The 21,664-nt window shown below is 67.5% G+C and carries 7 protein-coding genes and 3 pseudogenes; 5 read left to right on the forward strand and 5 right to left on the reverse strand.

Features of this window, described 5'->3' with window-relative positions; genetic code table 11:
• Positions 1–15: 15 nt before the first annotated feature.
• From SHTP_RS28885 to SHTP_RS11730, 4 genes and pseudogenes are all read right to left on the reverse strand, one after another.
• Positions 16–999, reverse strand: a complete 984-nt coding sequence (locus SHTP_RS28885; protein ID WP_231991633.1) for a hypothetical protein — start codon at positions 997–999, stop codon at positions 16–18.
• A 97-nt stretch (positions 1,000–1,096) separates the two neighbouring features.
• A pseudogene (locus SHTP_RS28890) lies at positions 1,097–1,417 on the reverse strand (DUF389 domain-containing protein); the annotation flags it as partial.
• Entirely contained in the window at positions 1,360–1,650 is a 291-nt protein-coding gene (locus tag SHTP_RS28895; protein WP_231991409.1) for a hypothetical protein, read from the reverse strand. The gene SHTP_RS28895 and the pseudogene SHTP_RS28890, both read right to left, overlap by 58 nt.
• A 217-nt stretch (positions 1,651–1,867) precedes the next feature.
• Positions 1,868–2,578, reverse strand: coding sequence for a dienelactone hydrolase family protein (locus SHTP_RS11730; RefSeq protein WP_096370678.1), 711 nt, complete (start codon positions 2,576–2,578; stop codon positions 1,868–1,870).
• 72 nt (positions 2,579–2,650) lie between these two features.
• Between SHTP_RS11730 and SHTP_RS11735 the strand changes: the two are divergent.
• The 3 genes and pseudogenes from SHTP_RS11735 to lnt all read left to right on the forward strand — a co-directional run.
• Positions 2,651–3,139: pseudogene (locus tag SHTP_RS11735) on the forward strand (FxsA family protein); the annotation flags it as partial.
• Between the two features lie 174 nt (positions 3,140–3,313).
• A complete protein-coding gene (locus SHTP_RS11740; protein ID WP_096370680.1) occupies positions 3,314–4,918 on the forward strand; it encodes an amidohydrolase in 1,605 nt (534 codons plus the stop codon).
• A 289-nt stretch (positions 4,919–5,207) separates the two neighbouring features.
• Positions 5,208–7,895: pseudogene (gene lnt, locus SHTP_RS11745) on the forward strand (apolipoprotein N-acyltransferase); the annotation flags it as partial.
• Here lnt and rbpA read toward each other — a convergent pair.
• Positions 7,878–8,213: an RNA polymerase-binding protein RbpA gene (gene rbpA, locus SHTP_RS11755; RefSeq protein WP_011740265.1), complete on the reverse strand. Its 336-nt coding sequence runs from the start codon at positions 8,211–8,213 to the stop codon at positions 7,878–7,880. The pseudogene lnt and the gene rbpA sit on opposite strands and share 18 nt — an antisense overlap.
• Positions 8,214–8,369: 156 nt before the next feature.
• Here rbpA and SHTP_RS11760 point away from each other — a divergent pair, with 156 nt between their 5' ends.
• The gene (locus SHTP_RS11760; RefSeq protein WP_096370682.1) at positions 8,370–8,729 is read left to right on the forward strand and encodes a hypothetical protein; all 360 of its coding nucleotides are present in this window, start codon (positions 8,370–8,372) and stop codon (positions 8,727–8,729) included.
• Positions 8,730–9,059: 330 nt separating this feature from the next.
• Positions 9,060–21,623 (forward strand): type I polyketide synthase, encoded by a 12,564-nt coding sequence (locus tag SHTP_RS11765; protein WP_096370683.1) that lies wholly within the window; start codon positions 9,060–9,062, stop codon positions 21,621–21,623.
• Positions 21,624–21,664: the final 41 nt, after the last annotated feature.

A 21,664-nucleotide genomic window follows, 5' to 3' on the forward strand; every position in this document is an offset into this window, starting at 1 on the left:
CGCCGGCCGTCTCGGTCAGCGCGTCGAGGTGGACACCTTTGCGGGCGTCGGTTCGGGCTCTGGTGCCGGAGCCGGCGTGGGTTCGGGGGTGGGCGTGGCGACGACCAGCACGCCGCCGGAAATCCATTGGATGGTGATGGTGGACTGCGGCAGGGCGGTCTGCAGGTCGGCTTCCAGCGAGTCGACTTCCGGTTGGGTTTGGCCGATCAGGGTGATGGTGATGGCGCTGGCGGTGCCATTGGCGCTCAACACCGCGACGTCCGGTCTCTTGGCGGCCCAGGCGGTCGCGGTTGTGCGCGCGGTATCCAGCGCGGCCTGAGTGCCATCGGACTTGGCTGGGCCTGAGGTGCGAGTCCAGGCCAGGCTGACCGGGATGCGGTAGTTGAACCGCGAGTCGATCAGCGACGTCAGCTCCTCGGCCCGTTTCGGTGGAAATGGCCCGGCGGTGGAGACCACCAGCGTCCCCGACTCGTAGCTGAGCCCTTGCAGGGTCAACGACTGAGCACCCAGCCAGCTTCGGATCACCGGGCCCAGTTCGTTCAGCGGTGGCTGGGGTGTGTCCGGGCGACTGTGCTCGGGATCGCGTACCGGAATCCAGCTCAACTCCACGGTGACCGGGTGCCCCAGGGCCCGGCTGAGACTGGCGGCCACGGTCTGCACCGGTGGGGGCGAGGTGGGGCTGGTGATGTCGGCTCGGACCGTGCTGCCCGTGGCGGTGATGTGGCTGAGCACGCTGCCCGGACTGAGCATGTCGGTCAGCGTTTGGGTGGCGATCTCGAGATCACGGGCATGGCCGGTAAGCGCGATGAACCGCGGGGTGAGGATCATGGCAACCGCCACGGCGCTGACCGCCGCCAAACCCAGCGACGCGACGATCTGGCGGCGGTGGGTGCGGAACTTGCGGAGCGGGACCAGTCCGCTCAGCAGGAAGACCACCGCCGCCATCACCACGATGCCGACGAGGTTCGTCGAAAACAGGATGACGGCACCGCGGGCCAACTGTGGCTGTCCGCGCCCGAGCAGGACGCCGGCCGCGCCCAGCCGGGGGAACGACCGCGACGGCGACCGCGACGCCCGGCAGGGCCGCAGAGATCTTCTTGTGCACCGTGGCCAGTGCTCCGACCGCGCCGGCACCCATCGCGACCAGAAGGTCGCGGATGTCCGGGCTGGAGCGGGCGACAACCTCGCTGGGCAGACCGGTGCCGGTCGCGGGCGGCAACGTGGCGGTGATCCATCCGACCCCGACGGCAACCATGGCCGATACCGCTACCAGCGCCAGTCCACGCAGCAGCCGGTGTCCCCATCCCATGATCAGGCAGGCGGCTATCCCCATGATCGGGGCCATCAAGGGGGCGATCATCATCGCACCGATGACGACGGCCGCGGAATTCTGTAGCAGGCCGATCGAGGCGACCATGCTGGACAGACCATCAGGGCCGCGAAGCGCCACAGCGCCCCGCCGGACAGCGTCACCATCAGCGTGTCCATGATCGAGCGACGGTCCTCGACCGGCAATAACTTTGGTCGCCAGGGAACCGCCCTGCCCTTGGGGTCGGTTGGGTCGGTTGTGGCCCGGTCATCGGACTCGCCCACGGCGCTGCGGCCGGGAATTTCGGTCAGCATCGGTTTGGGGGGCAGCTCCACCGTCATCAGTCGGGTCGCCTATCGCGGTCGGGGTGCGGATCTCACTCTGCACCAGCCACTTTGCTGGCGGTGATCGTCTGTTGAGGGACGAAACATACCGGCAGTGTGACAATTTGCCGGCTTTTCGGGCAGCGACACGCCGCGGCGTTTGCCGTAATGCAACCTCGCGCTGGCGATTTCGCACCGACGTCCGCGGGCCGAACGCCAACCGCTCTGGCGGTGCTCAGCTACCCGAAGTCCCGGCGGCCAGGTGCTCGCCGAAGAACGCGAAGACCCGGCCCCACGCGTCTTCGGTCGCGGCTTGGTTGTAGCCGAAGCCGGTGATGCGCAGCAGCGGTTGTCGGGGAAGCTTGTTGGCGAAGCTGTGCCCGGCACCCGGATAGCCCTTGATGTCGGCGGGGATCTGTTTGGCCTGGGTCACTTCGCGTAACCGGCTGGGTGCGCCCAGGCCCAGCGGGTCGCGGTTGCCAAAGCTCGCCACGATCGGACACGCGCCGTCGAGCGTCTCGCTGAGGTGGCGCGGCAGCGGGGTGCCATAAAACGGTGCCGATGCGCCAAAGCCTCTGGGTGACAGGATCAAGGCGAATTGACCGCCCATACAGAAGCCCGCGATGCCGACCTGGCCGGAGCATTCGGCCATGGCCAATAGGTGGTCGCGGGCCGCCAAGATGTCATCGAGCGCGCGGCCCCGCTTGGTCAAGAGCTCGCGGAAGACGCGGGTAATGCAACGAGCGCGGCCGCCGCGCGCATACATGTTGGGAGTCAGCGCGAGGTAGCCTGCCGCGGCGATGCGCTCGGAAATCGCCTCGTTGTCGGGGGCATAACCGATCGCGTCGTGGACCACGACCACCCCCGGCCACGGACCTTCTCCGGTGGGAACGCCCAGCAGTGCGTCGATTGGTCCGGCGGGGGTGTCGATATCAATCGTCGTCATAGCGTCATCTAACTGCAGCCGTGTTGCGACCGTACGCGGAACTCGGGCGCAGTTCCCATACGTTGGCGTCACATGGTAGGTCGGCTAATTCTCATCTACGCCGTTGTCGAGCTCATGGCACTGATTGGGCTTACGGCAGCGATCGGGTTCGCCTGGGCAGTTCTGGTGCTGTTGGCCAGCTTCGTCCTGGGGTTGGTGCTCTGGGCCCCAATGGGCGGCTGGCAGCTGAGCCGTCAGCTCGGGCAGTTGCGCTCCGGCCTGCAGGAACCGCGAAGCGTGCTCAGCGACGGCGCGCTGGTTGCTGTGGCCACCGGGCTCGTGCTGGTTCCCGGCCTGGTCACCACCGTGTTCGGGTTGTTGCTGCTGGCCCCACCGATCCGGGCCGCAGCCCGTCCCGGCCTGACCGCTATCGCGGTGCGAGGTTTGCTGCGACGGGTGTCGCTGACCGGCGCCGCGGCGGCGAGCATGGCTGATGCGTTCAACCGCCGCAACGCCCGTGAGCAGCGCGACTTCATCGACGGCGAGGTTATCGACGTCATCGATGGTGAGCCGCCGACCTTGCCGCAGGCGGTGGTCGAGGTCGACGAATTGGACGAATTCGATGATTTCGATGGTTTCGATCGATTCAACGGCTCTACTCGCTTCGACAGTTTCGGAAACGTGCGTACCTCGACGCGCCACCGCTCGGCGCCGGGTGCCAGGTAGCTGGCCGGCCCGCCCACGTAGTTTTGCGGTGTGACGCGGATTTCCACCAAGCTGCTGGTCAACGGCCGGGTTTACAGCCCGACGCATCCTGACGCCACCGCCATGGCGGTGCGCGGCGATACCGTTGCCTGGCTGGGCAGCGACGACGTCGGCCGCAACCAGTTCCCCGATGCGCAGGTAGAGGATCTCGACGGCGGATTGGTTGCGCCGGGGTTCGTGGACAGCCACATCCACCTGACCGCGACCGGTCTGACGATCAGTGGGCTGGACCTGCGGCCCGCGAGCTCACTGGGGGGGTGCCTGCAGTTGGCTGCCGACCACGCCGCGGCGCACCCGGGCCAGCCGCTGTGGGGCCATGGCTGGGATGAGTCGGCATGGCCGCAGCACATCGCCCCCAGCACCGCTCAACTCGACGCGGTGCTCGGTGAACGGCCCGCATACCTGGCTCGAGTCGACGTCCATTCCGCGCTGGCCTCCTCGGGCCTGCGCCGGCTGGTCCCGCACCTGTCGGAGGCCGCCGGGTTCACCGAGCAGGGGCCCCTGACCGGCGAAGCCCACCACCTGGTCCGCGCCCGCGCCCGCGATCTGCTGACTCAACCACAGCTCGCCGAGGCGCGGACCGCGGCGCTGGGGTCGCTGGCGGCCGCCGGCATCGTCGCGGTGCATGAGTGCGGCGGCCCCGAAATCGGTGGCCTCGACGACTGGCTGCAGCTCTCCGCCCTGCCGCACGGTGTCGAGGTGATCGGCTACTGGGGTGAGGCGGTTACCACTGCCGCCCAGGCGCGCACGCTGATGGCCGAAACGGGCGCGCGCGGCCTGGCCGGTGATCTCTTCGTGGACGGGGCGCTCGGGTCGCGTACCGCCTGGCTGCATGAGCCCTATGCCGATCAGCCCGGCTGCGTCGGAACCTGCCACCTGGACGGGCCATCGGTGGAAGCACACGCGCGAGCCTGCACCGAGGCGGAAGTCACCGCGGGATTTCACGTCATCGGTGATGCCGCCGTCGCGACAGTGGTCGACGCGTTCGAGCGGGTCGTGGCCGACCTCGGGGTGGTCGCCGTGGCTCGTTGCGGCCACCGCCTGGAACACGCCGAGATGGTCACCGCTGAACAGGCGGCGAAGCTGGGCGCGTGGGGCATCATCGCCAGCGTGCAGCCAAACTTTGACGCGCTGTGGGGAGGCGCTGAGGGCATGTACGCCCGGCGCCTTGGTCCGAAGCGAGTGCGCCTGCTCAATCCGCTTGCGCTGTTAGCATCCCAAGGCGTGCCCCTCGCGTTTGGTTCCGACGCACCCGTCACCGGGTTTGACCCCTGGGCGAGCGTGCGTGCGGCGGTCAACCACCACACCGCGGGCAGCGCGGTGTCAGCGCGGGCGGCGTTCGCGGCAGCAACGCGCGGCGGCTGGCGGGCCGCGGGCGTGCGGGACGGAAAGACCGGAACCCTGGTTCCCGGGGCGCCCGCTTCGTATGCCGTGTGGGACGCCGGCGCTCTGACCGTCAGCGCACCCCGCGATGCCGTCCAGCGTTGGTCTACCGACCCGCGGTCGCGCGTGCCCGCGCTGCCGCGGCTGGATCCGGCGGATCCGCTGCCGCGGTGTCGTCAAACCGTGCATCGAGGTGCGGTCATTTATGGCTAGGGACTGGCTCGGTCGCGAAAGGCTGCCTGTGGATGCTCAAGAGGACAATCCGGAGGTTGTGCAACCTGAGCCCGGCGTTGACCAAACAGGTCCGCTTGGCGATGAACGAGAGCCCGACGCGGATACCGCTGACCCGGGCGATGACGCCGCGATCGCCGATGATCTCGCCGACGAGCAGGACGAGGCGCAGGACGAGGCGCAGGATTCCGAGACCGAGGCCGAGACCACGCAGGTGAGCGCCGGGCCGAGCGCTGCCGTTCGGCTCGGAACTGCCGCGCGCCAGGGGCTGGTGGCATTTGGCGCCGGAGCGGCGGCTCGACTGCCCGGCCTGTGGGCCGCAACTCGCCCGCGGCTGGTGCGGTTGGTGGTGTCGCTTGTCGCCGGATTCCTGATGTATGCCAGCTTCCCGCCCACCAACTGGTGGTGGGCTGCCATCGTCTCGGTGGCGCTGCTGACCTGGGTGCTGATGCACCCAGCCAGCACCCCTGTGGGCGGGCTGGGCTATGGATTCGTGTTCGGGTTGGCCTGTTTCGTGCCGCTGTTGCCGTGGATCGGGACGTTGGTGGGGCCGGTGCCCTGGCTGGTGCTGGCCACCACCTCGGCGCTGTTCCCGGGTTTGTTCGGCCTGTCGGCGGTCGTGGTGCGCCGATTGCCGGGCTGGCCGATCTGGTTCGCGGTGCTGTGGGGCGCACAAGAATGGCTGAAGTCGATCGTTCCGTTCGGCGGTTTCCCCTGGGGATCGGTGGCGTTCGGCCAGGTTGACGGGCCGCTGCTGCCGTTGGCGCAGCTCGGCGGTGTGCCGCTGTTGTCCACCGGGGTAGTGCTGGTGGGCTCCAGCTTTGCCGCTATCGCCCTGGAGATCGAGAAGTGGTGGCGCACCGGCAGCCCGGCCGCTCCGCAGGCCGACCCCGAGGCGGCCCAGCCGGTTGAGCCGGCCAAGCCCCCCGCGGTCCTGCTGCCGGGTATCACCGTCTGTCTGGTGTTGTTCGCCGCGGTCATTGTGTGGCCGCAGGTGCGCCACGCCGGTGCGGGATCCGGCGGAGAACCCACTATCACCGTCGCGGTGGTGCAGGGCAACGTGCCCCGGCTGGGTCTGGACTTCAATGCGCAGCGTCGCGCGGTCCTGGACAACCACGTCCGCGAGACACTCGAGCTGGCCGAGGACGTCCGAGCCGGCCTAGCTCCGCAGCCGCAGTTCGTCATCTGGCCGGAGGACTCTTCGGACATCGATCCACTGATCAACCCCGACGCTGCGCAGCAGATCTCGAAGGCCGCCGTGGCGATCGGAGCGCCGATCCTGGTCGGTACGGTGCTCGACGCTCCGGGCAGCAGCCAGAAGAACCTGGAGAACGCGGAGTACACCAACACCGTGCTGGTCTGGAATCCCACCACCGGACCGGGCGACCGCCACGACAAGGAAATCGTGCAGCCATTCGGCGAATATCTGCCCATGCCGTGGCTGTTCCGGCATCTTTCCGGGTATGCCGACCGGGCCGGGCACTTCGTACCCCGGCCGGGTTCGGGTGTGGTGAACATCGCAGGCGTACCGGTGGGCGTGTCGACCTGTTGGGAAGTGATCTTTGACAGGGCTCCGCGAAAGGCCGTCCGAAACGGGGCCCAACTGCTGGCCGTGCCCAGCAACAACGCCACGTTCAACAAGACGATGAGCGAGCAGCAGTTGGCCTTTGCGAAGGTGAGGGCCGTCGAACACGACCGATATGTGGTGGTCGCCGGCACCACCGGAATCAGCGCGGTGATAGCGCCAGACGGCCGCGAGCTGGTTCGGACCGATTTCTTCGAGCCCGCGTATCTGGACATACAGGTCCGTCTCAAGACCAGACTCACCCCGGCAACACGCTGGGCTCCGATCCTGCAATGGCTGATGGTGGGGGCGGCTGGCGTGCTGATTCTGGTCGCGATGCGGCACAATGGGTGGTTCCCGCGTCCGACGCGTCGGCGGTCCGGGGCCGCGGGCGAAGCTGATCAGTCCGATGCGCCCCAGGACGAAGCTGACGACTCGGGCGCGGCGTCCCGGAACGAATCCGAGGACGACCTGCAGACAGCAACCGGCACCCCGCCTGAGGCGGGCGGCCACCACTCAACCTGATTTCGGGCGACATATAAGGAGCTACATGACCACCGGCCAACCTGCGCCCCAGAGCCCGGGACCTCGTCCCAGCGAGCGCACCCTGGTGATCATTCCCACCTACAACGAGCGGGAGAACCTGCCCCTGATCCATCGGCGGGTGGTCGACGCGTGCCCGCACGTACACGTGCTGATCGTCGATGACAACAGCCCCGACGGCACCGGGCGGCTTGCCGACGAGCTGGTCGCCGCCGATCCCGATCGCATTCATGTCCTGCATCGCACGGCCAAGAACGGCCTGGGTGCTGCCTACCTGGAAGGGTTCGCCTGGGGCTTGAGCCGGGGGTACTCGGTGCTGGTCGAGATGGACGCCGACGGCAGCCACGCGCCCGAACAGCTACACCGCCTGCTGGACGCCGTCGACGCCGGTGCGGACCTGTCCATCGGTTCGCGCTATGTCCCCGGGGGCACGGTACGAAACTGGCCGTGGCGGCGCCTGGCCTTGTCCAAGACGGCCAACACCTATTCGCGGCTCGCGCTCGGTATTGGGGTGCACGACATCACCGCCGGCTACCGGGCTTACCGCCGTGAGGTGCTGGAGAAGATCGACCTCGCCAGCGTCGACTCCAAGGGCTACTGCTTCCAGATCGAGATGACCTGGCGCAGCGTGAACAGCGGCTTCGTCGTCGTCGAGGTTCCCATTACCTTCACCGAACGCGAGATCGGCGTATCGAAGATGAGCGGGTCCAACATCCGCGAGGCGCTGTTCAAAGTCACCCGGTGGGGCGTCAAGGGCAGGTTCGCGGGCTCTGAGGGTGGGGGCGACCGCGCCCACACCCACGACCACAGCTAGCCGGCGGTCCGGCCGCGGCATCAGCCGCGGCGACGCGACCGGATCAGGTCAAGACGTTCCTTGAGCAGCTCTTCGAGTTCTTCGACCGAGCGACGCTCGAGCAGCATGTCCCAGTGCGTGCGCGGCGGCTTGACCTTCTTCGGCTCCGGCAGATCACCCTCGATCAGGGTGCCTTCCATGCCGTTCTTGCACAGCCAGGTGCCGGGAATCTCGGCATCGTCGGCGAACGGCACCTGGAACTCTTCGCCGTTCTCGGTGCGGTACCGAGCAATCTGACGCGGGGCGAGGTCGTGGTTGCGGTCGGTTTCGTAACTTACGGCCCCCAATCGACTGCCTCTAAGGACACGATCAGCCATCGCCGCTACTCCTCCGGATCATCGAGCTGGTGGGCTCCGTACTGGTGATTCTTTCCGATTGCCAAACGTCGCGACCGGCTACATAGTTCCCGGGCGCACGACGCGACCATTAATGATACCGAGTGCGTCGAGCGAGGCCGACTAAAGTCGGCAGGCGTGAGTCGTCGTCCTCGCCCTCAACCATGCCGCTGGTGCGGCCGTGACGTCACCGACGCGGGTATGGGCCGTCGTCGTCAGTACTGCCGGCAGTCATGCCGGCAGCGGGCCTACGAGCAACGGGCCATGATGACCCGGGGCGATGCGGGGCCCGCATTGGCGCTGCCGGCCGATGCCGTGGTGTTGTCGGCGGACGAGGCGGCCGACCTGTCGGATCGCGTTTACCAGGTGCGATGCGCAGCCGAGGACGTCGCCACCGCGCTTGACGAGGGAGCCGGCGTCGACGAGCTGCGTGAGTTGTGCGACGAGCTGCTGCGGGCCGCCAGGGCCGCCGACGGCTGGCGCCGAGTGGGTGTCTGACCGTTTGGCCTCGGCGCGCCGGGTAAAGTCGCGCCATGGACGGCGGGCCTGGTGTACGCAGGGGTATACGGGACCACAGTGCAACGGAAATCCAGCCCACGGGTTATCCGGCCGCATTGGCGCCCGCCCGTTTCGCAAATAGCTGGGAGTATTGGACGTTTTGAAATCTTGCCGGAGTTGGCGATACTCACCAGCGACATTCTTCGGTCGGAACGCAGCACGACGGTGGTCGAAAATGCAGCGACATCGCTTCGTGCAGCAACTTCCGTGATCCGGCGAGGGCCGGCGGTCGACGACCAATTGCTAGATGAGGGTTAGGCGAGGTCAGTAATGGTTGATCAACTTCAGCATGCGACCGAAGCGTTGCGCAAAGCGCTGGTCCAGGTTGAGCGCCTCAAGCGCACCAATCGTGCGCTGCTGGAGCGGTCGAGTGAGCCGATCGCGATCGTGGGAATGTCATGCCGTTTCCCGGGCGGGGTGGATTCCCCCGAAGGCCTGTGGCAGATGGTGGCCGAGGGCCGCGACGTGATGTCGGACTTTCCCACCGACCGCGGGTGGGATCTGGCCGACCTATTCGACCCGGATCCGGACACGCCGCACAAGTCCTACGCGAGCACCGGCGGCTTCGTCGACGGCGTGGCCGACTTCGATCCCGGCTTTTTCGGTATCGCCCCCAGCGAGGCGCTGGCGATGGACCCGCAGCACCGGATGCTGCTGGAGCTGTCCTGGGAGGCACTGGAGCGCTCCGGCATCGATCCGACCGGCTTGCGCGGCAGCGCCACCGGTGTGTTCGCCGGACTGATCGTCCAGGGCTACGGCATGTTCGCCGAGGAGATCGAGGGCTACCGCCTGACGGGCATGACCTCCAGCGTGGCTTCGGGTCGGGTGGCTTATGTGCTGGGGTTGGAAGGCCCGGCGGTGTCGGTGGATACGGCGTGTTCGTCGTCGTTGGTGGCGTTGCATATGGCGGTGCAGTCGCTGCGGTCCGGTGAGTGTGATCTGGCGCTGGCCGGCGGTGCCACCGTCAATGCCACCCCGACCGTCTTCGTGGAGTTCAGCCGGCATCGTGGGCTGGCGCCGGACGGGCGCAGCAAAGCCTATGCGGGCGCGGCCGACGGGGTCGGCTGGTCCGAGGGCGGCGCCATGTTGGTGGTGGAGCGGCTTTCGGATGCGCAGCGGTTGGGGCATCCGGTGTTGGCGTTGGTGCGTGGTTCGGCGGTGAATCAGGATGGGGCCTCCAATGGGTTGACGGCTCCCAATGGTCCGTCGCAGCAGCGGGTGGTGCGTGCGGCGTTGGCCAATGCGGGGTTGAGTGCGGCTGAGGTTGATGTGGTCGAGGGTCATGGGACTGGGACCACGTTGGGTGATCCGATTGAGGCGCAGGCGTTGTTGGCGACCTATGGGCAGGATCGTGGGTCGGCTGGGGCGGCTGGAAAAGCGTTGTGGTTGGGGTCGATCAAATCGAATATGGGTCATACTCAGGCCGCGGCGGGGGTTGCGGGTGTGATCAAGATGGTGCAGGCGATGCGCCATGAGGTGTTGCCTGCGACGTTGCATGTGGATGTGCCGTCTCCGCATGTGGATTGGTCGGCGGGTGCGGTGGAATTGTTGACCGAGGCGCAGCCGTGGCCGGCTGAGTCGGCGGGGGATCGGGTTCGGCGTGCGGGGGTGTCGTCGTTTGGGATCAGTGGCACTAATGCGCATGTGATTGTGGAGGCTGCTCCTCGGGTTGAGGTTGGTGGGTCCTCTGGTGGTGCGGTGCCGGTGGTGCCGTGGGTGGTGTCGGCGAAGTCGGGTTCGGCGTTGGGGGCGCAGGCGGCGCGGTTGGCGGCGCATGTGCGGTCTCACGATGAGCTTGATGTTGCTGATGTGGGGTGGTCGTTGGCGGGTCGGTCGACCTTTGAGCATCGTGCGGTGGTGCTGGGGGCTGATCGGGATGGGTTGCTGGCCGGGCTGGATGAGTTGGCCGGTGACGAGTTCGGTGGGGCTTCGGTGATTCGGGGTGTGGCTGGTGCCGCGGGTAAGACGGTGTTCGTGTTCCCCGGCCAAGGCTCCCAGTGGATCGGCATGGGTATCGAATTGCTCGACACCGCACCGGTATTCGCGCGCCACATCGAGTCATGCGGTCAGGCCTTCGCGGAATTCGTCGACTGGTCGCTGCTCGACGTGCTCCGCGGCGCTGCGGGGGCACCCGGGCTTGACCGGGTCGACGTCGTGCAGCCGGTGCTGTTTGCGGTGATGGTGTCGCTGGCCGAACTGTGGAAGTCGGTCGGGGTGCGCCCGGATGCCGTCATCGGGCACTCTCAGGGCGAGATCGCTGCCGCATATGTGGCCGGTGCGCTGTCGTTGCGCGATGCCGCCAAGGTGGTCACCCTGCGCAGCAAGCTGCTTGTCGGACTGGCCGGACCGGGCGGCATGGTGTCGGTGGCCTGTGGCGAGCAACAGGCGCGGGAGTTGTTGGAGCCCTTTGGCGATCGGGTCAGCATCGCCGCCATCAACGGCCCTTCTGCCGTAGTGGTCTCCGGCGAGGTGGCAGCGCTCGAGGAGCTGATCGCGCAGTGCGCGGACCGGGAGCTGCGTACCCGTCGCATCGATGTGGACTATGCGTCGCACTCGGTCGAGGTGGAGGCGATCGAAGGCCAGCTGACCGAAGTTCTGGCTGGGATCGAGCCGCTTTCGTCGCGGACCGCGTTCTTCTCGTCGGTGACCGGAAGTCGTTTGGACACAGCAGAGTTGGATGCCGAGTACTGGTACCGCAACATCCGGCAGACGGTGCAGTTCGACCAGGCCGTGCGCAGCGCGTGTGGCCACGGATACCGCACCTTCATCGAATCCAGCCCGCACCCCGCGCTGATCGCCGGTATCGAGGACACCTATCGCAACTGCGCGGCCGATTCCGGTGCCGACCCCATCGTCGTGCCCACCTTGGGTCGGGAAGACGGTGGGCTGCAGCGATTCCTGGCGTCGGCCGCCGCGGCCTTCGTTGCCGGCGTGAATGTGGACTGGCGCGGCCCGCTCGACGGTGCCGGCCTGGTCGAGCTTCCCACGTATGCCTTTGAGAAGCGGCGCTTTTGGCTCTCCGGAGAGGGCGTCAGCGTCGACGCATCCGGACTGGGGTTGAGCGCCGGCGGGCATGCGCTGCTGGGCGCTGTCGTGGAGCTTCCGGAATCGGGCGGTGTCGTGTTGACCGGCCGCTTGGCGCTCGGCGCGCACGGCTGGCTGGCCGATCACGCGGTGTCGGGGGTAGTGGTGTTTCCCGGCACCGGGTTTGTCGAGCTGGCAATCCGGGCCGGCGACGAAGTCGGCTGCTCGGTGGTCAACGAACTCACACTGCGCACGCCGCTGGTACTCCCGGCATCGGGTTCGGTTGCGGTACAGGTGGTCGTCGGCGCCGCCGCCGATTCGGCGGAGCGCAGCGTGTCGATCTACTCCCGCACCGACACCGACGCCGGCTCGGTGTGGGTCTGCCACGCCGAGGGAACCCTGGGCGCCGACTCCGCCCAGCCCGCGGCCGACCTGTCGGCCTGGCCTCCCGCTGGAGCCATCGCGGTCGACGTGGCTGACGGGTACGAGCGGCTGGATGCACGTGGGTACGGGTATGGGCCCGCGTTCCGTGGACTGACTGCGATGTGGGCGCGTGGCGAGGAGCTGTTCGCCGAAGCCCGGTTGCCCGAGGCGGCCGGATCTACCAGCGGTTTCGGCGTGCACCCGGCGCTGCTGGATGCCGCGCTGCACACCGCGGTGATCGCCAATCCCGACGCGGACCTGGTGTTGCCGTTCTCCTGGCAGGGCGTGTCTCTGCACGCGGCGGGGGCCGCGTCGGTGCGGGTACGGATCGCGCCGGTTGGCCCCTCGTCGGTCTCGGTGGAACTCGCCGACGACCTTGGTCTGCCGGTGCTTTCGGTCAAGGCGATGGTGGCCCGCCCGATAAGCGAGCAGCAGATGCGCGCCGTGGTGTCCGCATCCGGTCCAGACCGGCTGTTCGAGGTGGTCTGGACGCCGACGACGGTTGCCGCCACCGATGCGGCACCCGCCTATGAACTCTTTGAATCCGTTGCGGCTGACGGCGATCCGCTCAGCGGGACCTATCAGCGCACCCATCAGGCGCTGGCGGCTGTGCAGTCGTGGCTGACCGAACATGATTCGGGCGTGCTGGTGGTGGCCACCCGGGGCGCCATGGCGCTGGCCGGCGAGGACGTCACCGATCTGGCCGGCGCGGCGGTATGGGGATTGGTGCGCTCGGCGCAGACCGAGAACCCAGGCCGGCTGGTCCTGGTTGATTCCGACGCTGCGGTCGACGCTGCGGCGGTAGCGACGGCCCTGGCGGTCGGTGAGCCACAAGTAGTGCTGCGCAACGGGCAGCCCTACACGGCGCGGGTGCACGCCAGCCGCGCCGCAGACGGCATCCTGGTGCCGCCTGTCGACGGGCCGTGGCGGTTGGGGCTGAGCAGCGCGGGCACCTTCGAGAATCTGCAGCTGGAGCCGGTTCCCAACGCCGGCGCGCCGCTGGGCCCGGGCCAGGTGCGGGTGGCCATGCGCGCCATCGCCGCCAACTTCCGCGACATCATGATCACGCTGGGCATGTTCACCCACGACGCCTTGATCGGCGGCGAAGGTGCCGGCGTTGTCGTCGAAATCGGCCCGGAGGTAACCGAATTCGCGGTCGGCGATGCGGTATACGGATTCTTCCCGGACGGCAGCGGCACGTTGGTGGCCGGCGACGTCAGGCTGTTGCTGCCCAAGCCCGCCGACTGGTCCTACGCCGAAGCGGCCGCAATCTCAGCCGTTTTCACCACCGCTTACTACGCGTTCGTGCACCTGGCCAATGTCCAGCGAGGCCAACGGGTACTGGTCCACGCCGCCACCGGCGGGGTGGGCATGGCGGCCGTGCAGTTGGCCCGACACCTGGGTCTGGAGGTGTACGCCACCGCCAGCAAGGGCAAATGGGATATCTTGCGGGCCATGGGCTTTGACGAAGACCACATCTCGGATTCGCGCAGCCTGGAATTCGAGGAGAAATTCCGCGAGGTCACCGGTGGCCGTGGCGTCGATGTGGTGCTGGACTCGCTGGCCGGCGAATTCGTGGATGCTTCGCTGCGCCTGCTGGGCCCTGGCGGGGTGTTCCTGGAGATGGGCAAGACCGACATCCGCGACCCCGGCGTCATCGCCCAGGAATATCCGGGTGTGCGCTATCGCGCATTCGACCTGTTCGAACCCGGTCGCCCGCGCATGCACCAGTACATGCTCGACCTGGCCGGGCTGTTTGACGCCGGCGTGCTGCGGCCACTGCCGGTCACGGCCTTCGACGTGCGGCGCGCGCCGGCGGCGTTGCGCTACCTGAGCCAGGCCCGCCATGTCGGCAAGGTCGTGATGACCATGCCTGCCGACGAAGGTGGTGCGCTGGGTGGCGGAACGGTATTGATCACCGGTGGAACCGGCATGGCGGGTTCGGCGCTCGCGCGGCACCTGGTGGCCCACCACGGCGTGGCCCATCTGGTGCTCATCAGCCGGCGGGGCCCCGCCGCACCGGGGGCTACCGAGCTGGTAGCCGAGTTGAGCGCTGCCGGAGCACAGGTCGAGGTGGTGGCTTGTGACGCGGCCGACCGTCCGGCGCTGGCCAAGGTGATCGCCGAAATTCCCGCGCAGCGGCCGCTGTCCGCCGTGGTCCACGCCGGTGGTGTGCTTGATGACGCGGTGATTTCCTCGCTGACCCCCGAACGTGTCGACACGGTGCTGCGGGCCAAAGTCGATGCCGCGTGGAACCTGCACGAGTTGACTCGTGATCTGGATCTTTCTGCGTTCGTGATGTTTTCGTCAATGGCCGGCGTGGTCGGATCCTCGGGCCAGGCCAACTATGCGGCGGCCAACACGTTCGTCGACGGCCTGGCCGCACACCGACGGGCGCACGGCTTGCCGGCCATTTCGCTGGGCTGGGGCCTGTGGGTTCAGGCCAGCGACATGACCGGTGGAATGGATGCCGCCGACCGGGCCCGGCTGGGTCGTGAGGGTGTCTTGGCGCTGTCCTCCGATGAGGCAATGGAACTGTTCGACACCGCCCTCATCGTCAACCAGGCGTTCCTGGCTCCGGCCCGGATAGATCTGGCCGCACTGCGCGCTCACGCGGTGGCGGTACCGCCGATGTTCAGTGATCTGGTCAGCGCTCCGACCCGGCGTCAGGTCGACGACGCATTGGCCGCGGCGAAATCGAAATCCGCTCTGGCACATCGCCTGCACGGACTGCCGGAGCCCGAGCAGCACGCCGTGATGCTGGACTTGGTGCGGTCGCACATCGCCACCGTGCTGGGCACCATCACGCCCGAGGCCATCGACCCGGACAAGGCGTTCCAGGAGCTGGGCTTTGACTCGCTGACCGCCGTCGAAATGCGTAACCGGATCAAAACGGTTACCGGACTTTCGCTTTCGCCAACGTTGATCTTCGACTACCCAACCCCCAACGGTTTGGCCAACTACATTCGTGCCGAACTCGCTGGTGCCCCGCAAGAGGTCAAGCACACCCCGGCCGTACGCGTCACCGGTGACGATCCGATCGCGATCGTCGGCATGTCATGCCGCTACCCCGGTGGCATCGAGTCGCCGGACGACCTGTGGGACATGCTGATGGCCCGTCGCGACGTGCTGTCTGACTTCCCGGCCGACCGAGGCTGGGATCTGGCCGGCCTGTTCAACCCGGATCCTGACGTGCCCGGCGCTTGCTACACCCGCACCGGCGGTTTCGTAGACCGAGTCGGTGATTTCGAACCCGCCTTCTTCGGTGTTGGGCCCAGTGAGGCGCTGGCGATGGACCCGCAACAGCGGATGTTCCTGGAGCTGTCTTGGGAAGCCTTGGAGCGCGCCGGGATTGAGCCGGGCGGTTTACGTGGCAGCGCCACCGGTGTGTTCGCCGGGGTGATGACGCAGGGCTACGGCATGTTCGCTGCCGAACCCGTCGAAGGCTTCCGTCTTACCGGGCAGCTCTCCAGCGTGGCTTCGGGTCGGGTGGCTTATGTGCTGGGGTTGGAGGGCCCGGCGGTGTCGGTGGATACGGCGTGTTCGTCGTCGTTGGTGGCGTTGCATATGGCGGTGCAGTCGCTGCGGTCCGGTGAGTGTGATCTGGCGCTGGCCGGCGGCGTCACCATCAATGCCACCCCAGACATCTTCGTTGAATTCAGTCGTTGGCGTGGATTGTCAGCGGATGGACGCTGCAAAGCCTTCGCGGGCGCAGCCGACGGCACCGGGTTCTCCGAGGGCGGCGGCATGTTGGTGGTGGAGCGGCTTTCGGATGCGCAGCGGTTGGGGCATCCGGTGTTGGCGTTGGTGCGTGGTTCGGCGGTGAATCAGGATGGGGCCTCCAATGGGTTGACGGCTCCCAATGGTCCGTCGCAGCAGCGGGTGGTGCGTGCGGCGTTGGCCAATGCGGGGTTGAGTGCGGCTGAGGTTGATGTGGTCGAGGGTCATGGGACTGGGACCACGTTGGGTGATCCGATTGAGGCGCAGGCGTTGTTGGCGACCTATGGGCAGGATCGTGGGTCGGCTGGGGCGGCTGGAAAAGCGTTGTGGTTGGGGTCGATCAAATCGAATATGGGTCATACTCAGGCCGCGGCGGGGGTTGCGGGTGTGATCAAGATGGTGCAGGCGATGCGCCATGAGGTGTTGCCTGCGACGTTGCATGTGGATGTGCCGTCTCCGCATGTGGATTGGTCGGCGGGTGCGGTGGAATTGTTGACCGAGGCGCAGCCGTGGCCGGCTGAGTCGGCGGGGGATCGGGTTCGGCGTGCGGGGGTGTCGTCGTTTGGGATCAGTGGCACTAATGCGCATGTGATTGTGGAGGCTGCTCCTCGGGTTGAGGTTGGTGGGTCCTCTGGTGGTGCGGTGCCGGTGGTGCCGTGGGTGGTGTCGGCGAAGTCGGGTTCGGCGTTGGGGGCGCAGGCGGCGCGGTTGGCGGCGCATGTGCGGTCTCACGATGAGCTTGATGTTGCTGATGTGGGGTGGTCGTTGGCGGGTCGGTCGACCTTTGAGCATCGTGCGGTGGTGCTGGGGGCTGATCGGGATGGGTTGCTGGCCGGGCTGGATGAGTTGGCCGGTGACGAGTTCGGTGGGGCTTCGGTGATTCGGGGTGTGGCTGGTGCCGCGGGTAAGACGGTGTTCGTCTTCCCCGGCCAAGGCTCCCAGCTGCTGGGAATGGGCATGGGACTGCACGCCGGATACCCGGTCTTCGCCGAGGCGTTCAACACCGTTGTCGGTGAGCTGGACCGCCATCTGTTGCGTCCACTGCGTGAGGTCATCTGGGGCCACGACGAAAATCTTCTCAACACAACGGAGTTCGCCCAGCCGGCGCTGTTCGCCGTGGAAGTCGCGTTGTACCGGCTGCTGGAGTCCTGGGGTGTGCGACCCGATTTCGTGATGGGGCACTCGGTCGGTGAATTGTCGGCCGCCCACGTCGCCGGTGTCTTGTCGCTGGAGAATGCGGCGGTGCTGGTAGCCGCGCGCGGCCGGCTCATGCAGGCGCTGCCCGACGGTGGCGCGATGATTGCCGTGCAGGCAACCGAACAGGAAGTGCTGCCCCTACTCGGTGCCCAGGTCAGCATCGCGGCCATCAACGGACCGGCGTCGGTGGTGATTTCGGGCGCCCAGGACGCGGTGAGCGCCGTGGCCGAGCAGCTTCGAGCCGACGGTCGCAGGGTGCACCGGCTAGCCGTTTCGCATGCCTTCCACTCGCCGCTGATGGATCCGATGATCGACGAATTCGCAACGGTGGCCGGTGAACTCACGGTCAATGCGCCCACCATCGGGATCATTTCCAACCAGACCGGGCAGCTGGCCGGAGAGGACTTCGGCTCGGCGGCCTACTGGAAGCGTCACGTCCGGGATGCGGTGCGATTCGCCGACAGCATCCGCTTCGCGCAGTCAGCCGGTGCCGCCCGATTCTTGGAAGTGGGCCCCAGCAGCGGTCTTACCGCATCGATCGAAGAGGTGCTCTCCGATGCTGCGGTGACCAACCCGGTGGCCACGGCCTCCGCGCTGCGCAAGGATCGACCGGAGCCGGTGAGCCTGGTGAGCGCCGTGGCAGGGGTATTTGTCGCCGGCACCGCCGTGGACTGGCGAGCCGTGGTGGGGCAGTCCCACTTTGTGGAGTTGCCGACCTATGCCTTCGAGCGGCGACGGTTCTGGCTCTCGGGGGATGCAGTTGCCGCCGACGCGGCCGGTTTGGGGCTGCAGGCCGGCGAACACGCACTGCTGGGCGCGGTGGTGGAGCTCCCCGCATCGGGCGGAGTGGTGCTCACCGGCCGCTTGTCGCTTGCGGCGCAGGGCTGGCTGGCCGACCACGCCGTCGGCGGTGTGGTGATCTTCCCGGGTGCCGGCTTCGTCGAGCTGGCCATTCGCGCCGGCGACGAGGTGGGCTGTCGAGTGGTCGACGAACTGACGCTGGCCGCACCGCTGGTACTGCCGTCCGGGGGCTCGGTCGCGGTACAGGTGGTAGTCGGTAGCCCCGATGACTCCGGTGCCCGCGCGGTGTCGGTGTACTCGCGTGGCGACGCCGGCTCGGACTGGGTACTGCACGCCGAGGGCTCGCTGGGTTCTGGTTCGCCGGAGCCGGCCACCGATCTGTCGACGTGGCCGCCGGTCGGCGCCGTCGAGGTGGAAAACGCCGACGGATACCAGCAGTTGGCCGAACGCGGGTACGGCTACGGCCCGGCGTTCCGTGGCCTGAATGCGATGTGGCGTCGCGGCGACGAAGTGTTCGCCGAAGTTGCCTTGCCCGCCGACGCCGGGGTATCGGTGTCCGGCTTCGGTATTCATCCGGTGATGCTGGACGCCGCGTTGCACGCCGTGATACTGGCTTCCGATGGCGCCGACGATTTCGGGGTCCCCAAGGGTTCGGTCCTGGTTCCGTTCGCCTGGCAGGGCGTGACGCTGCATGCCGCGGGAGCCTCGGCGGTTCGGGCGCGCATCGCGCCCGCGGGGCCATCCGCGGTCTCGATCGAATTGTCCGATGGGCTAGGACTACCGGTGCTCTCGGTTGCGTCGATGCTGGCAAGGCCAGTGACCGATCAGCAGCTGCGGGCTGCGGTATCAGGGGCCGGACCCGATCGCCTGTTCGGGGTGGATTGGACGGCGCAGCCCTCGGCCGAATTGCAGCCTGTGCCGGTACGTATCTGGGGCGCAGTGGAGTCCGAAGGCGATGACGACCCCGGGGCCTCGGTGGTGTTCGAGTCCGTGCCTCAGGCCGGTGAGGTGGTGGCGGGTGTGTATGCGGCCACCGCCGCCGTGCTCGAGGTGCTGCGATCCTGGCTGTCCCGTGATGGGGCAGGGAAATTGGTCATCACCACGCGCGGCGCGATGGCGCTGCCGGACGAGGATGTCACCGATCTGGCAGGCTCGGCGGTATGGGGATTGGTGCGCTCGGCACAGACCGAGCACCCCGGTCGAATCGTGTTGGTCGACACCGATGCGCAACTTGACGAACATGCTGTAGCGGCGGTGTTGGCCGCCGGCGAGCCGCAGGTGCTGTGGCGCAACGGCGAGGTGTACACCGCGCGGGTACACGGCAGCCGCGCGGTTGCCGGCCTGCTGGTGCCACCGGGTGATGGCCCGTGGCGCTTGGGTATGAGCACCGCGGGCACGTTCGAAAACTTGCGCCTGGAACCGATTCCCGATGCTGATGCCGCGCTGCAACCGGGGCACGTTCGGGTCGCCTTGTCGGCGATGGCCGCAAACTTCCGCGACGTCATGATCGCGCTGGGTCTCTACCCCGACCCGGACGCGGCGATGGGCGTGGAAGGCGCCGGCGTCGTCGTCGAAACCGCCTCGCCAGACGGGCGTTTCGCGGTGGGCGACCGGGTCGTGGGTCTGTTCCCGGAGGGCACCGGGACAATCGCCATTACCGACCACCGACTGCTGGTCAAGATCCCCGCGGGTTGGTCTGACACCGCGGCCGCCACCACCTCGGTCGTGTTCGCCACCGCCTTCTACGCGCTGCGGGACTTGGCCTCGGTGCAGCCCGGACAGCGGATCCTGGTGCACGCGGCCACCGGTGGCGTCGGCATGGCGGCCGTGCAGCTGGCCCGGCACTGGGGTCTCGAGGTATTCGCCACGGCCAGCAAGGGCAAGTGGGACACGTTGCGGGCCATGGGCTTTGACGAGGACCACATCGGTGACTCACGCAGCCTGGAATTCGAGGACAAGTTCCGGGCGGCCACCGGCGGGCGCGGCATGGACGTGGTGCTCGACTCGTTGGCGGGCGAATTCGTCGACGCGTCGCTACGGCTGGTTGCCCCCGGCGGTGTCTTCTTGGAGATGGGCAAGACCGACATCCGCGAGGCCGCGGTGGTCGCCCAGCAGCACACCGGTGTGCGATACCGGGCCTTCGACCTCTTCGAGGCGGGGCCGGATCACATCGCGCAGATCCTCGCCGAGCTCGCCGCGCTGTTCAGCGAGGATGTGCTGCGGCCTCTTCCGGTGACGACATTTGACGTGCGGCGCGCGCCGGCGGCCTTGCGCTACCTGAGCCAGGCCCGCCATGTCGGCAAGGTCGTGTTGACCATGCCCGACGCGTGGGCGGCAGGCACGGTACTCATCACCGGTGGCACCGGGATGGCCGGCTCGGCGCTGGCCCGCCATGTGGTGGCTCACCACGGGGTGCGTCAGTTGGTCCTGGTCAGTCGGCGTGGTCCGGACGCTCCGGGGGCCGCAGAGCTGGCCGAGGAGTTGAGCGCCTTTGGCGCCCAAGTCCAGGTGGTCGCCTGTGACGCCGCCGACCGGGCGGCGCTGGCCAAGCTGATTGCCGATATTCCGGTGCAGCACCCGCTGTCCGCCGTGATTCACACCGCTGGGGCGCTGGATGACGCGGTGGTCACCTCGCTGACGCCCGAGCGCATGGAAACGGTGCTGCGGGCAAAGGTGGATGCGGCGTGGAACCTGCATGAGCTCACCCGCGACATGGATTTGTCCGCGTTTGTGATGTTTTCGTCGATGGCCGGCCTGGTGGGTTCGTCGGGCCAGGGCAACTATGCGGCCGCCAACTCGTTCCTGGATGGGCTGGCCGTACACCGGCAAGCGCACGGCCTGCCGGCGATTTCGCTGGGGTGGGGCCTGTGGGATCAGGCCAGCAACATGACCGGCGGATTGGCAGCGGTCGACTTCAAGCGGTTCGCCCGAGACGGCATCGTGGCCATGTCCTCCGATGAAGCCCTCGGATTGCTCGACACCGCAATGGTCCTCGGCGAACCATTCATGTTGCCCGCCCACATCGACTTTGCCGCATTGCGGGTGAAGTTCGACGGCGGGACCCTGCCGCCGATGTTCGTTGATCTGATCAACGCGCCCACTCGACGTCAGGTCGATGATTCCCTGGCCGCGGCGAAGTCGAAATCGGCTCTGCTGCAACGCCTCGAAGGACTGCCCGAAGATGAGCACCACGCCATCTTGCTGAACTTGGTGCGCTCCCACATCGCGACAGTGCTGGGCAACTCCAGCCCGGACGCGATCGACCCGGACCGTGCCTTCCAGGAACTTGGCTTCGATTCGCTGACCGCGGTCGAGATGCGCAACCGACTCAAGTCGGCGACGGGGCTGGCGCTTTCGCCCACGCTCATCTTCGACTACCCCAACTCCGCCGCGTTGGCCGGTTACATGCACCGGGAACTGGTCGGCGCGTCGCCGCAAAGCGACACCACGGCCGAGGCACCCGGGGAAGCCGAACTGCAGCGGGTGGTCGCCTCGATTCCGGTCAAGCGCCTGCGCCAAGCCGGGGTGCTGGAACTGTTGCTCGCGTTGGCAAATGAGACCGGCGGCAATGGGCAGGCCGCGGTGACCGCGGAGACCAGCGAGGAAGATCTAGCGGACATGGACCTCGACGCCCTGGTCAACGCGGCGTTCATGAACGACGACGAGTAGACATGAGCCGCACCCGCAGGGGTGCAGAGTAAAGCAATGAG

It is taken from the genome of Mycobacterium ulcerans subsp. shinshuense, assembly GCF_002355775.1.
GTDB classification, from domain to species: domain Bacteria; phylum Actinomycetota; class Actinomycetes; order Mycobacteriales; family Mycobacteriaceae; genus Mycobacterium; species Mycobacterium marinum.

Bases quoted from the DNA above. Each gene is read 5' to 3' on its own strand.
- SHTP_RS28895 (WP_231991409.1), bottom strand. From the start codon at position 1,650: ATGACGGTGGAGCTGCCCCCCAAACCGATGCTGACCGAAATTCCCGGC.
- SHTP_RS11730 (WP_096370678.1), bottom strand. From the start codon at position 2,578: ATGACGACGATTGATATCGACACCCCCGCCGGACCAATCGACGCACTG.
- rbpA (WP_011740265.1), bottom strand. From the start codon at position 8,213: ATGGCTGATCGTGTCCTTAGAGGCAGTCGATTGGGGGCCGTAAGTTAC.
- SHTP_RS11765 (WP_096370683.1), top strand. From the start codon at position 9,060: ATGGTTGATCAACTTCAGCATGCGACCGAAGCGTTGCGCAAAGCGCTG.